The organism is Marinomonas aquimarina (assembly GCF_900089755.1).
Classification (GTDB): Bacteria; Pseudomonadota; Gammaproteobacteria; order Pseudomonadales; family Marinomonadaceae; genus Marinomonas; species Marinomonas aquimarina.
Genome location: NZ_FLOC01000004.1, coordinates 83927 through 96891 on the forward strand (window position 1 = coordinate 83927; position 12965 = coordinate 96891).

Annotated in this window: 12 protein-coding genes; 5 read left to right on the top strand and 7 right to left on the bottom strand. The window is 46.2% G+C overall.

Features of this window, described 5'->3' with window-relative positions:
• Positions 1 to 3: 3 nt before the first annotated feature.
• From brxC to MAQ5080_RS04960, 6 genes are all read right to left on the bottom strand, one after another.
• Positions 4 to 3681, bottom strand: a complete 3678-nt coding sequence (gene brxC, locus MAQ5080_RS04935) for a BREX system P-loop protein BrxC (protein WP_067206359.1) — start codon at positions 3679 to 3681, stop codon at positions 4 to 6.
• Between the two features lie 18 nt (positions 3682 to 3699).
• Positions 3700 to 4284, bottom strand: coding sequence for a DUF1788 domain-containing protein (locus MAQ5080_RS04940; protein ID WP_000645939.1), 585 nt, complete (start codon positions 4282 to 4284; stop codon positions 3700 to 3702).
• Entirely contained in the window at positions 4281 to 4880 is a 600-nt protein-coding gene (locus MAQ5080_RS04945) for a DUF1819 family protein (protein WP_001021937.1), read from the bottom strand. The genes MAQ5080_RS04940 and MAQ5080_RS04945 overlap by 4 nt, the downstream gene beginning before the upstream one ends.
• 9 nt (positions 4881 to 4889) lie before the next feature.
• A complete protein-coding gene (locus tag MAQ5080_RS04950; RefSeq protein WP_067206362.1) occupies positions 4890 to 5777 on the bottom strand; it encodes a WYL domain-containing protein in 888 nt (295 codons plus the stop codon).
• Between the two features lie 107 nt (positions 5778 to 5884).
• Positions 5885 to 6199 carry a hypothetical protein gene (locus tag MAQ5080_RS04955; RefSeq protein WP_000284113.1) on the bottom strand — a complete coding sequence of 105 codons (315 nt, stop codon included), beginning with the start codon at positions 6197 to 6199 and terminating at the stop codon, positions 5885 to 5887.
• Positions 6200 to 6272: 73 nt separating this feature from the next.
• Positions 6273 to 7181, bottom strand: a complete 909-nt coding sequence (locus tag MAQ5080_RS04960) for a 3'-5' exonuclease (protein WP_067206366.1) — start codon at positions 7179 to 7181, stop codon at positions 6273 to 6275.
• Positions 7182 to 7822: 641 nt separating this feature from the next.
• On the opposite strand from MAQ5080_RS04960, the gene umuD reads away from it, so the two are divergent.
• Both umuD and umuC read left to right on the top strand, forming a co-directional pair.
• Positions 7823 to 8272: a translesion error-prone DNA polymerase V autoproteolytic subunit gene (umuD, locus tag MAQ5080_RS04965; RefSeq protein ID WP_007105028.1), complete on the top strand. Its 450-nt coding sequence runs from the start codon at positions 7823 to 7825 to the stop codon at positions 8270 to 8272.
• Positions 8241 to 9548: a translesion error-prone DNA polymerase V subunit UmuC gene (gene umuC, locus MAQ5080_RS04970; RefSeq protein WP_438501668.1), complete on the top strand. Its 1308-nt coding sequence runs from the start codon at positions 8241 to 8243 to the stop codon at positions 9546 to 9548. The genes umuD and umuC overlap by 32 nt, the downstream gene beginning before the upstream one ends.
• 10 nt (positions 9549 to 9558) lie before the next feature.
• Here umuC and mobI read toward each other — a convergent pair whose 3' ends face one another.
• Positions 9559 to 9984 carry a conjugative transfer protein MobI(A/C) gene (gene mobI / locus MAQ5080_RS04975; protein ID WP_430270578.1) on the bottom strand — a complete coding sequence of 142 codons (426 nt, stop codon included), beginning with the start codon at positions 9982 to 9984 and terminating at the stop codon, positions 9559 to 9561.
• Between the two features lie 482 nt (positions 9985 to 10466).
• On the opposite strand from mobI, the gene MAQ5080_RS04980 reads away from it, so the two are divergent.
• The 3 genes from MAQ5080_RS04980 to MAQ5080_RS04990 are packed head-to-tail and all read left to right on the top strand — an operon-like array spanning position 10467 to position 12956.
• Positions 10467 to 11441: a ParM/StbA family protein gene (locus tag MAQ5080_RS04980; RefSeq protein WP_025586926.1), complete on the top strand. Its 975-nt coding sequence runs from the start codon at positions 10467 to 10469 to the stop codon at positions 11439 to 11441.
• A gap of 2 nt (positions 11442 to 11443) precedes the next feature.
• Positions 11444 to 11713 (top strand): hypothetical protein, encoded by a 270-nt coding sequence (locus MAQ5080_RS04985; RefSeq protein WP_067206377.1) that lies wholly within the window; start codon positions 11444 to 11446, stop codon positions 11711 to 11713.
• Between the two features lies 1 nt (position 11714).
• The gene (locus MAQ5080_RS04990; RefSeq protein ID WP_008305558.1) at positions 11715 to 12956 is read left to right on the top strand and encodes a tyrosine-type recombinase/integrase; all 1242 of its coding nucleotides are present in this window, start codon (positions 11715 to 11717) and stop codon (positions 12954 to 12956) included.
• Positions 12957 to 12965 lie beyond the last annotated feature (9 nt).

A 12965-nucleotide genomic window follows, 5' to 3' on the forward strand; every position in this document is an offset into this window, starting at 1 on the left:
CCCTTACTTGATTCTTACTCGGTCGCCAGCTTTGACAGCAGCAATCAGCTGTTCTCTTAAAGCGGCAAGATAGGCATCAACTTCGGCTTCACTTTCAATGAATCCGGTTGTTACTGACTTAGCCATGGCATCGGTTGGGTTAATCGTTACGGTACGTTTTGCAACCGGCTGTGGCTGCACTGGTTCAGGGGCTGGCTCAGGTGCTGGAGCTGCTTTACCGGCTTTCGCTGCTTCCTCTTCGCGTTTCTTCTGTTCGAGTTCACGACGTCTTTGCTCAGCTTCAGCTTTTTTGCGTTGATCTTCGATAAAGCCATTCAGCAACTCATAGGCTTCGTCCTCGTAACCTTCCGCTTCAGTTTGCTCACTGATAATTTGTGGTATTGAAGAGGTTGCTTCAATGCGCTGTCTGCACATTTGTAGCGGGCGCAGTGCTTGGTTCTGTAGTTCAGACGTTGCATGAGCTTCAGCTAACGCTTCTTTTACACGTCCTATGCGCAGATCAACACGCTCTAAGGCATGAGTGCGTTTTTCTTCAACCAATGTTGAGTTAACTTTTGCCACCTGCTCGATAAGCGGATTAATGTGGCGCAGCTGCTCATACGGTGAGGACATATTGAAAATGCGTTCTAATTCAGTGAGTGCTTTTAATGCTTCACTGTCTTTTTCTAACGCAGGTCTATTGGCCTTAAACTTCTCGTTCAATGCGCCAGCAAGGGCTTGCCAAGTTTGAAATTGGCTATTGTAGAAGTCATCAAGATCCTCAAAGTCCTCAGCAAACTCTTCAAGGGCATCAGCGTCTTCTAAGAATCGGGCGATAAGGGCGAAGCTTGAAGTTTGCTCAAGAATACCCGCGACCAATGCAAGACCATCGTCAATTTGAGATTTACCTGGGAAATGGCCTGTCTGTGACTTGGTTCTGAATGATTTAAGCTCTTCATTCCAAGCCAGTAATTCATCGCGCACTAATTCGTAGAGCTCCTTCTCACCGGAGCCGGTAAAGGTTTTAGAAAAAATCTCTTTAACAAGACCAGCAGCCTTTTTAATTTGGCGCTCGTCATGTTGCCTGATCTTATGTACACGGATCTCGCCGCGTTTACGCACACTGGTAAACGGCTCGTAAGCTTTTTTCAACGCCAGATCTGTGCCCTGGGTACTAAAAGATACCTTTCCAGCCAAGCCCAACCTTGCAGTGAGCAATAAGATTTCATTGTCTGGCCAGCCATATGGGCGCTTGCCGAAGCGGGCAACTATGTCACGTAAGTAAACAGGCTCATTACGCTCGACTTTCAGCGTTACGTACTGCTCAACCTCACGCGTAGCTTCTGGGTTACATTCATCCGCTTGAAGATCCAGTCCAATCTGAGCAATATCATCAGCAACAAGAACGGCCTGTAGCTCACGCAAAACTTCACCAGGCGTTGCCTTGAGCATATTCAATTTAGCGAAGGTGTTTTCGATAACGTATTTGTATGCTTCTTCGACGATGGCACTTGGCGTTGCTGATTTCTTCGGTAGTTTTGTGCCGATAGCGTAAACGTCAGCCTCTGCAAACAAAGCTTCAAAATCCGTTCTTAAGCGTTTTTCACGCTCAATATTTTCCATCTGCTTTTCGCGGAGAAGGTGTTCTTGCTCTGGTCGCTGTCCTGAATTTTGTTTTAAGAATCGGTCAGTTTTAATAAAGGTTGTCAGGTCATCCCAAAGACGCTTATGTTCGCCCAGCTTGACGAGCACGCACCCATCAGCCTCAAGCGTATGATTGATGCACGCTTGATCGTGGGAGTAATTTTCAAAGTGCGAATCCAAAGGTGAAATGACTTTAATGACCAGGTCTTCCAGCGTGGTGCCATCTTTTGGATGACCATTGCAAAAACGGCTCACCGCAAAGTCTTGCTTATTAATCGGGTAACGATAGGCACGATTACCTTTCAAAATACCGTCAAATACGATTGCTGAAAGCTTGTTAGAGACCTCTGACATTTCAACATCAGTGTGGCGGATCTCGTTTTCGATCTCTTTTTCTTCGTTGGTCAGGAAGATAAATTCATCACCATTACGGGCAATCAGTAATTGGCGTTCAAGACGATTCAAGCTCTCTTCAATTTGTTTACGCAGCGCAATTTTATCTGCATCGATTCGATCAATTGACAGCGTCACAAGGTTGTCTAGTGTGCTTTTGACAACGTCCACATAACGGATCAAGAAAAGAGTTTTTAGAATCTTGCCATCGAATTCTGTTAAGGAATCCAACTCACAGGCTTGGTCAATCGTTCGCTTAACCGCTGGCTCCAAAAAGCTTTCAATCGGTGCGTAGAAACTGTAAAACGGGATTAACACATCAAGGCCAGAGTCCTTCATCTGTTTTGCAGCTGATTGGAAAGCATCAAGTAATGAACGCTCACCCATGGCTAAGTGCTTACCCGTCGCGCCTTTTGTTCGAATTGACTCAAACACTTTTTGAACCAGCGTGTAGTGGTAAGGCACAAACGGATAGTTATCCACGAAAGACGGAGCGTCGGTGTAGCCCTTTAGAGAAGCGGTTGTCGTTTTATCAAATGTCAGCTGGTTACGAAGAATGTCGCCCTTTTCTGCAAAGACATCGATGAGGTGTGTACGAGCTTCTTCCGTTTTGGACAACAAACGCTTTTGAATAACTTCCGAGGTATTCGAGCTCGACAGCTGTAAGCGGGTACTAAAACGCCCTTGAATTTTAGAGAAGTCCTCGCCATCGCGCTTATCCATACCACCAATGGCAGCATCAATGTCTGCCTGAGAGGTAACAACGACCCAAGCTCTGCCACCACAATATGTGCCAAGATCTTCAGTAATGGTCTGAAGCTTCAACATCATTTGTGTGTTCTTACCGATAAACTGACCGACTTCATCGACTAAGAAAAGAAGGTTACGATCCCCAGTTCGATCTAAGTATTCATTAACCCACTTACAGAAGTTTCGGATATCTAGCGGGAAATTGTTTTCAACCTGCTCAACCCAAGCTTTTGCAGACTCTAATGATTGCTCACTGGCATGAGCCAGAGCTTCTGAAAGTTCGTCTCGATAGAAGTCATAGGCGTCACGCTCCTTTTCCCAAGTTGATTGGGTCAACTCAGCAAATTTATCCTTGAAAGATGCGTATTGACTACGTTTATCAAGTTCGCGTTCTAAGTGGGCAATGTGAGGAAAGTCAGCGCAGTATCCTACACGTTCATTAAATACTTTGAGGAAAACCTTAAGAATGGCATTTTCTCGGTCGTCCGTATTGGCTCGCGAATCGATGTTAAAAAGAATAACATCAGTGTCTTTGGTAACAGCGTTTTGGATGTCCGCCAACAGCATGGCGTCGTTGATTTTGTCTTTGAAAAACTCAAACGCTTGTCGGCCTTGGCCATCTTTTTCAACAGATTTATTCTCAAGCAAATAAGATAAAATTTTCAGGAAGTGCGATTTACCCGAGCCAAAGAAGCCAGAAATCCATACGCCAATTTTACCTGACATATCACCGTGGCTTTTCGCAACAGATGGTACATAAGCTTCAAAGAATGCTCGAAAGTGACGATCTAGCTCTCGGGTTACAACATACTCATCAAGCTCGACATACACACTGTCATTGTCTTTTTGTTCCGCTTTAACAACGCCATTAATGTCACGCGTCAACTTCTTGGAAAAAATCTGTTCAATTTTCATTCGGGAGGCTCCCTGCTCTTAATTTTTTTTACCGTCTTCAGGCACAAGCTTGAAGGCGCGATAGTAGTTTTTAGATTCGATCATGCCAAAAGGATGCAAATCCCTTCCGCTATATTCACCCGGATAGAAAAGCACTAATGGCGTGCTACCCATAACGTCTTGCAGAGCACTAAGTAACTCATGTCCTCGGACAAGAGGCCACGCACTGCCTAAGCCTGACAGCAACACAAACTCAAGTTCTGATGGCTTATATTTGTCCGCAATATACCTTGCCACTTTCTCTTGGCTCAGAGGCCCGGCTAGTGTTTTTCGAAGGCCATCAACACCGACTTGCAATTCACGCTGGCAAGCTCGGTCAAAAAGACCTCGCTCCTCAAGCATATCTATCAAGACTTCAAAAATATTGAGATGGACAAAACGGTAACCACGCTTGTTGAGTTTTTCGTCAACGTGCTTAAGGTGCTCTCGTACAAGCAGTTCATACTTGGCTGGATAGTCAAATACCCAAAATCCAATTTCATTGCCCAAGCCATCGTTTTTCAAAAACTTAGGGCTTTCAATTCGTTCCAGTATAAGATCAAGCCTGGTCTGAAGAGCCTTCATATTGTGCACTCCATTACATCAATCAAATCTTCCCGGCCCAGACGAACTAACCAGTCTTTAACTTCTGGCATTAGGTAAACAGGTTGTATTTTCTTTGTCCTACTATCACTCAGGTAGCCACTATCAACCAGTGCCTTAATTGCGTTGTTACCCATTTTTTTGACAGTTGAGTCAGAAAAACCGCCAAGCTCGGCATATGCCCGCACTCTCGTGTCATAAAACTCAGACCATGCATCAGCGGTTAAAGAGGGTTTATAGGTGCGACGAGCCTCGGCTAAGGTAAGTCGCATAAAATCAGCGACAACCGGAGAATGAATGAGCAATGACATCATCAGCATTTGGACATAGGCACGTTCACTCGCGGCTAAAAGATCAGTCATAAACTCATCACCCAGGCCTTCAATACGCCAACGGATTGTTCTGGCATAACGAATAGCCGTCTGACCGGATTTTTTCTGAAGAACATTTTGCTCAACGATCAACGACTTCCACTCATCTTCTGGAAGTTTTTTCAGTAGCGATTCTGCGATTATTCTAGATTCAGTTATCAATAAACTGCCTCCGATAAGATCGCCTAAATATTCTTTTATATTCATAAATTCATCTCACGATTCGCTATATCCAGGAGCGAGTGCAGCATTGTCAACGCCGTATAGTGCTTCTGGATTTTTAAGTGCTAAATGGAACTCTCGCCCATTGCTCTTAATATTCTTTGAACAATCGATATTCCATAAACGCAGTAAATATCCAGCGAACGCAGCTCTTATCTCTACACGCAACCTATTGTTTTCCATTGCGTAGTCCATCGATACAGCTTCTGGATGTGCTAGTTTTGGATGAGGTATCAGCTCTAGTTCAACGATTCGGTTCCATTGCTTATCCCACTGAAGAGTCTCAACTTCGTCGTTAACCTCATCCTCTAACAACTCAACTTCACTTATTCTGGTTAAAACAAAATCCCTAAATTCTCTATGCTTTCTATCGAATGCTCGGACATGCCATCTCAAGCCATTGTCAATCAAGGTATGAGGAACTATTTGCCTGCTCCCATGACCACTCGACAATGAGGTGTACTCAATATTAATAACAGCGCGCTTATGTATGGCTTCACTAATAGCCGCTACCACTTCCAATTTCGGCTTATTGAGATGGAATGGTGCTTCACAAGCCATAGGTGGCCTGACCTTGCCAAGAAAGCCATCACCGAACCCTTGGCTTATCGTCGCAAGAGTTCGAACAACGTCATAATCAAACAACGGCTGGAATGCGCTCGTCTTCAAGTGCACTCTGCGCTTTTCGTCATACATAACGTTGTTAGGAGCCAACTCTTTGTACCGCGCAAAATCTTGTGTTGCCACAGACGGCGCTACGCTAAAGCGCTCGGTTAAATAACTACGCCCAGCTTCACCCTTAAATAACAAAGTGAAATCAATATGAGCGAGTCGTTCTCTCTGTGCTTGGCTAAGCTCTTCAAGTCCAGTGTTGTCTTGCACTGTCAGCCTCTCAATCCATCTGGGACAAGCCCTAATCACTTAAAACTAGGAAGCCATCGATTGAATGCCATCAAGCAACCTACCTTTTTTCATTAGGTCTCATAGTATCAACAAGTCGTCTTGTTGGCTATAAAAATTGGCTTGACATTGTTCGAATGTTTCTTTTCTGGCCTTGATAGAAGCTCACGCTGGAATGCCAACTGACGCAATTCATTCTCTCGAACACGCCTAGCAACTTCTGCCTGGGCTGGTAGCAATGGGAGCATCCCTTCAGCAATCGCGTCTGGGGCAGACTCTTGGCCACAGGACATCAAATGCTTCCATGGATCTTTAAGAAAGCGCTCGAACGTGATGCCAAATTCAATGATGCGGGCAGAGACGAAGATTTCGCCCCAGTATTCAATGTAGGTGTCTTGGTACATGGAAAGATTCCTCTTGTTGGTTAAACCATGAGTTCACTTTCCATTTTCCAGAGGTTTTCAAATATGCAAGGGGCTATGACAAAGCTTTAAATCGATTGCGGGCATCTTTGTAGTCATAGTGGGCATGTTCTGAGCCACGATGATACAAATCATCCAGGTAAGTTTGTTCCTGCGGCAACTCGTCTTCGCTGATTTCGCGCCACCAATGCTTGTTGGCACCTTTAACGCCGTCATGCCAACGGTAACCACGTTCTTTTAAATAGTCCTTTACGTCAAACGGCGCACCAAACGCACGAACTAACACAGTTCGCCTGTCTGCTTCAGACAACAAGTTTGCAACGGACTCGGGCAACAAATGGAACAACCAGGCCATCGCCAAACAATCGGTTGCGGCTCGGTGTCCTTCATAAAACCAACCTAAGCGAAGCAGCAGGTACTCAAGCTTTCGACTTTCAAAACCCAGCGCCTTCCAATCTATGCCACTGGCTGAACAGGCCCAAGATAGATGGCCTAATGCAGCAAACCGCTTTTCAAAGAAAGGACGATCAAACTGTGCATTGTGTGCAACCACCAGCGGATCATCGGATAACCAACTCGCTACCAGTGAATCATCAATGCGCTGGCCTCGCACCATGTCATCGGTAATACCGGTTAACTCTGTAATCAGCTCGGGGATTGGCTTGCCGGGATCTTCATACAAACTGATCACATCAACAATCGACACAATCCGCTTAGCCGAGGGACTGTAAAGCACCTTAACCATACCAAGCTCAATAATGGACTCGTCATCGGCAGACAGTCCGGTTGTCTCTGTATCGAGCAGCACCATTGGCTGTTCATCACCGACCACAGGAGATAGTTCAAGTGGCCAGGACTGCGGCTCACGCGTTAATGGAATACGCTCCAGCAATCTAAAATCTTCTGGTCTGTCTGGGATATCCGCGAGGCGCTCTAGCGGAAATGGCGCAGGGGCTCTTGTCATTGATGGTTCCTCTTCAATTCTATTGTTCGCTTTAGGTTATTTCACTGTGCCACAGGTTTTTCAGAATGCACCTTGAATACCTCTGCGTTTTTTTAATCTTTCTATTGGTTGAACCCATGTATGAAGGCTTTGGCTAAGCCTTTCAGAAAGCCTTAGCTAAACCGTTTAGGTAACCCTTACCGATACCCTTTACGTATGGCTTAGCCAATCCCTTTTCAAACGGTTGAAAAAGGCTTTAACTGAGTTCGACTGAGCATTTTAATGATGCTCCTGACTTCGCTTTAAGCCAGTAAATTCAATACGAAGCAGAATTTTACTAACTGTTTTTAAACCCTTTGCAAAGGGTTCAACAAGCCTTGTCTGACGGTTACTTGACCCATGCATTAACCAGTAGCAGTAACAGGATCAGTAACAGAAACAAGAGCAGTAGGCAGAAGCAGTATTGTCCAAGCCTTGCAGGCTTTGACGAGGGCGAGCGATCCCCCCACATCTAGTTTTTCAACACAAAAAAGAAATCACCGACAACACAGCGTCTTACTCGAACAACTACAGTTTTACCTACAATTTTACTTGTAGAAATCAGCATAGCATTAGATACTGTATAAACAAACAGTATTAATTATGATTTTTCGAGGTTCGTCATGAGTGTCTCGCTGATAGGCCGTAGCGGCGCACTTGCCTTCATCAAAGCCAAGCGCCTTCGTATTCCATTGTTCATGGAACGTGTTTCTGCTGGTTTTCCCTCCCCAGCGCAGGATTATGTTGAGCAAACGCTCGACCTCAACGAGCTGTGCATCAAGCGACCAGCTGCAACGTTCTTTGTGCGTGTTGAAGGTGATTCAATGATTGATGCCGGGATTCACCCAGATGATATTTTGGTGGTTGATCGCTCTGTCCAAGCAGAACACGGTGACATTGTCATCGCTGGTATCCATGGTGAACTCACGGTAAAGGAGCTTCAACTAAGGCCGTGCGTCATGCTGATCCCAAGAAACCAGGTGTATGAGCCCATTCATATTCCTGAAGGGACAGAGTTAGAGATATTTGGTGTGGTCACCAATGTGGTGCGAAACATGCGCCGTAAGTCGTGACTATCCCATGCCAGTATTTGCCTTGGTGGACTGCAACAACTTTTACGCCAGTTGTGAGAAGCTGTTTCGTCCTGATTTAAAAGATACGCCGATTGTGGTGCTGTCCAACAATGACGGCTGCGTGGTTGCACGGTCGCGTGAAGCTAAGTTACTCGGTATTAAAATGGGCGTACCCGTCTTTCAAATCAAAGCTGAAATGCAGCGTCATGGTATTTTGGCATTCTCGTCCAACTATGCACTGTATGCAGATTTAAGCAGTCGAGTGATGCGCACTTTGGAAGAGATGGCACCACGAGTAGAGGTTTACTCCATTGACGAAGCGTTTTTGGACTTAACCGGTATTGAGTCTGCCATATCTCTTGTCGAGTTCGGACAACAAGTGCGAGAGCGCATAGGCCACTGGATTGGGATCACCGTCTGTGTAGGCATTGCACCGACAAAAACACTCGCCAAACTGGCAAACCATGCCGCCAAAAAGTATCTCGCCACTCAGGGGGTTGTAGACCTGACCAATCCAGATCGGCAACGTCGATTGCTCGCATTAGTCCCGGTTGATGATGTTTGGGGCGTTGGTAGACGGCTTTCTAAGCGTTTAAATGCGTTGGGTATCACCACAGCCTTAGATCTAGCCAATGCCTCTCCTAGGGCCATCAGAGACCAGTTTTCAGTAGTTTTAGAGAGAACCGTCAGAGAGCTCAATGGTGAGTCGTGCATTGAACTTGAAGAGATCCCGCCAACCAAGAAGCAAATCGTCTGTAGCCGTTCATTTGGCGCAAAAGTGACGCACTTTGAATTGTTGCGTGAAGCCGTATGCGAATACGCAACCCGCGCCACTGAGAAGCTTCGCAAAGAACAGCAGCAAGCCAAAGTGCTGACCGTGTTTATACGTACCAGCCCCTTTAAGGACAACGAGCCGCAGTACAGCAACTCTGCATCGGGTGAGTTGCTGATCCCCAGTTGCGATACGCGTGATTTTATCGAGCTGGCCAATCATTTACTCAAGCGAATTTGGAAGGATGGTTTTCGTTATACTAAAGCGGGCGTCATGCTGTCTGACTTTTACGATCCTGGCATGTTTCAACCAGGACTATTCGATGAAGTATCGACCCGGTCTAATAGCCAGCAGTTAATGTCTGTATTGGACACCATTAACCAAAGCGGTGCCGGAAAGGTTTTCTTTGCTGGACAAGGTACGAAGAAAGATTGGTCGATGAAGCGAGAGCATTTGTCTCCCGCCTACACAACACGCTGGGACCAGTTGCCGCGAGTGAAGTAGCGCAGTTAACTCAATAGGCATTCACTCTGCGACGCAGCATGTTGAGCTTATCAACCTGGCGTCGAATATCACTGAAAAATTCTTCTTTCTCTATGGCCAGCGCTAACTCCCATTCTTTGGCCAAACCTTGGCAGTCCAAAAATGAGTATCTCAGCTTCGTCTTTGAGATACGCAGCCCCTTGCTAAAGACCACGCGTTTACCTCGTTGACCGTGAAAACTGTTGATGTACCACTCTATGCCAAAGCCATACTTAAAGTCTCTGATACGGACACCAAGCAGACCCCAGTCTTTAAAGGGCTCATTCTCTCGAACCTTGTAATGGGTAACCCAAAAGTCATCAACTTCGGCTCGTGCCAGCGCTTTTAGCCTGTCTGTTTCTTGCTGAAGTAAATCTGATACCTCTGCTTTCCATTGTTCATTGACGATTTCTACCAAACCAATTTCCCCATCCAATTAACCCCAAAAGCCAAAACCACTATCCGTTTGGCTTTTGGATCGAAACGCCAAACGTAAAACTGCGGTAACAATCACTGTTTAGCGTCTCGATATAAATCAACTCGCTTAATCCCATACCTGACAAGGGATACAGCCCGATTTCACATAAAAATGCCTGAAAAGACGTATCGCCATGAAGATACAAACCGTTTGGCAAGTTCAGGCCAGAATGCAAACGACGTTTGGCGTCTCGATTTTTTTGGCTAGGTCATCCGCCGCCAAACAGAGCCTATTCTCATACTTTTGCGAAAATGCAATAGGCAGATAGATGAAAGGATTTGTCACCTTTCTGCCCACCGCCAGTGCACCGAATCCTGATAATGACATTTGAGTGAACCGCCAGAGCACTTGGACATACCCAAGCGTGACCAGTGCGGTTGATTGAAAACCGTTAGAGCACTTTGAGTGCACAGGAGATAAGTATGTTTGTACTAGGCGTAGATATCGGTTACTCGAACCTGAAGCTGGCAATTGGCCAATCAGGCAGTGAACCGAAAACCATTATTCTGCCTGCGGGTGCCGGTCCTGCGGATCGTATGCCAGAGCGTATCGGTGGGGGCGATGATGACACTTGTTTGTATGTATCTGTCGATAATGAGCGTTGGGCCGCTGGTGTGCCTGCTGGACGCCTTCAAGGCTGGGAACGAGAGCTTCACCCGGAGTATCCCACCACAAAAACCTATAAGGCGCTTTTTCATGCCGCCTTGTTAATGGCTGAAACAGAATCCATCGATTTGGTTGTCACTGGATTACCTGTTTCCCAGTTTCATGAACCACAACGTAAGTCTGACCTTGTGCAGCGTTTAAAAGGTGTCCATCAAGTGACGCCTAAGCGCAGCATCACTGTTCATGACGTCAAAGTGCTGCCGCAGCCTGCCGGTGCCTATATGGATCTGGTTCAAACAGGTGGTGATTTGGGCTTGATTGAAGAAGGTCGCGTCGTCGTCATAGATCCGGGCTTCTTCTCTGTTGACTGGGTTGCCCTTGAGGCCGGAGAAATTCGCTACAGCTCATCAGGAACCAGTCTTCAGGCAATGTCCGTGCTACTGGAAACGATTGATAAGCTGATTTCAGAAGATCATGGTGCCAAAGTCGGAATGGATCGACTTGAAAAAGCCATGAGAACCGGCGACTTGCAGGTGCTGCTATTTGGAGAAAAAGTCGATATTTCACCTTATCTGAATGCTGCCATGAAAAAGGTAGCGCCTGTTGCTCTTACAGCCATGCGCCAATCCATGCGTGACGAAAGCATCAATGCGGACTTGGTATTGATCGCCGGAGGTGGAGCCATGGCTTATAAGGAAGCGGCCAAGGAGATTTTTTCACGAAGCAAGATCATCGTGCCGGAACAGTCTGTTTTGGCGAACGTCCGAGGCTTCTGGTTTTATGGGGCCTGATTATGAGAGTTGTCGTCAACATTCCCCCAGGGAGCCACCCTGAACTGCTCAAAGAATTAGAAAAGACGCCGCCACGGGAACGCGCTGAGCGTCTGCGGATGCTGGCCACCTTTGGGTTAATTCACATGAGCCAACCCAATCTATCCACGACATCTGTACCGGTGGATGGTCTTGCACCAGATGGTGAAGTTACTTCTGAGAGTACAGCGCCAGAACCCAAAGCAGAATCACGTAAACAATCATTAAAATCAAAACTAGGGCTGGGCTTATAACATGGCGTTATCAGTTAGCTGGCTCGATGCCAGGTTAAATAAAGAAGCAAAAGAAACCGTAGTAAAAGCCGACCGAGATGGGCTAAGTGCTCGGGTATCGCCCAAGGGCAAAATTGTTTTTCAGTTTCGTTATCGTTTCGATGGCAAGCAACAGCGGGTAGACATTGGTACTTACCCACTTATGAAGCTTGCTGAAGCCAGGAATGAGCTGGATAGGTTAAGGGCAGTACTTGATCAAGGTCGAAACCCCAAGCTCTACCTACAGCAGGAACGGGCTAAGTATTCTGCTAATCAAAGCTTCGAATCGATTTTTCGAGACTGGATAGACTCTGCCGGTAAGCAAGGGCTAAAGGAGAAAACGTGGCACTACCAAAAACGCAGCAGTGAAATATATTTGCTGCCCCGACTTGGCAAGTACCCATTAACTGACATCAATGAATTGTCCTTAAGAAACTGTCTTCGTGAGGTTTCGGAGTCGTCCCCTTCAAACACAGAGCGTCTGGTGTCTGTGCTGCACAAGTTTTATGACTGGCTGATTGATGAACAAATTTTGGAAATTAACGCTGCCGCTGGGATCACAGCAAAAAAGGTTGGCGGTAAGAAAGGCAAACGAACTCGGGTGCTAAATGACAACGAGATCAGGATACTTTGGCGCTATTTGCATGAGTCAAAAATCACTGAGAAGAATCGCATCTACATAAAACTGCTTCTCTTATTGGGAGGGCGCAAGGGCGAACTCATTCAAGCTGAAAAGCATCACTTTGATTTGCAATCAGCAATGTGGACAGTGCCTATAGAGATCCGCAAACAAGGTGAGAAAATTGGAGCGCCAATCATGCGGCCATTGATTAGGCCTGCTATTGAGCTGATTGAACTGGCGATGCAGATGAGTAAATCAACTTACTTGTTTCCCGCTAACGGACAAGAAGAGCTTGCCACAAATGGCTTTGATACCACTATTCCTAACAATGTGAAAATCTGGGCTCGCAGGTCGCTTGGTATTGAGATGGAACACTGGTCTATGCATGATCTTCGCAGAACGATGCGAACGCGAATGTCAGCCATCACCACGCAAGAAGTTGCCGAGTTGATGATTGGCCACAGCAAAAAAGGGTTGGATGCTATCTACAACCAATATCAGTACCTGGATGAAATGCGTCATGCTTACGACGTTTGGTATCAACAGCTAGAGACCATCATCGAGCCGACAGGCTTTCCGTTCAACTGGCGTTTCGGACAATAAAAGAAAGAG

What these genes read in the sequence shown, in the direction of transcription:
- brxC (WP_067206359.1), bottom strand. Translation starts at nt 3,681, where the DNA reads ATGAAAATTGAACAGATTTTTTCCAAGAAGTTGACGCGTGACATTAAT.
- MAQ5080_RS04940 (WP_000645939.1), bottom strand. Translation starts at nt 4,284, where the DNA reads ATGAAGGCTCTTCAGACCAGGCTTGATCTTATACTGGAACGAATTGAA.
- MAQ5080_RS04945 (WP_001021937.1), bottom strand. Translation starts at nt 4,880, where the DNA reads ATGAATATAAAAGAATATTTAGGCGATCTTATCGGAGGCAGTTTATTG.
- MAQ5080_RS04955 (WP_000284113.1), bottom strand. Translation starts at nt 6,199, where the DNA reads ATGTACCAAGACACCTACATTGAATACTGGGGCGAAATCTTCGTCTCT.
- MAQ5080_RS04960 (WP_067206366.1), bottom strand. Translation starts at nt 7,181, where the DNA reads ATGACAAGAGCCCCTGCGCCATTTCCGCTAGAGCGCCTCGCGGATATC.
- umuD (WP_007105028.1), top strand. Translation starts at nt 7,823, where the DNA reads ATGAGTGTCTCGCTGATAGGCCGTAGCGGCGCACTTGCCTTCATCAAA.
- umuC (WP_438501668.1), top strand. Translation starts at nt 8,241, where the DNA reads ATGTGGTGCGAAACATGCGCCGTAAGTCGTGACTATCCCATGCCAGTA.
- MAQ5080_RS04980 (WP_025586926.1), top strand. Translation starts at nt 10,467, where the DNA reads ATGTTTGTACTAGGCGTAGATATCGGTTACTCGAACCTGAAGCTGGCA.
- MAQ5080_RS04985 (WP_067206377.1), top strand. Translation starts at nt 11,444, where the DNA reads ATGAGAGTTGTCGTCAACATTCCCCCAGGGAGCCACCCTGAACTGCTC.
- MAQ5080_RS04990 (WP_008305558.1), top strand. Translation starts at nt 11,715, where the DNA reads ATGGCGTTATCAGTTAGCTGGCTCGATGCCAGGTTAAATAAAGAAGCA.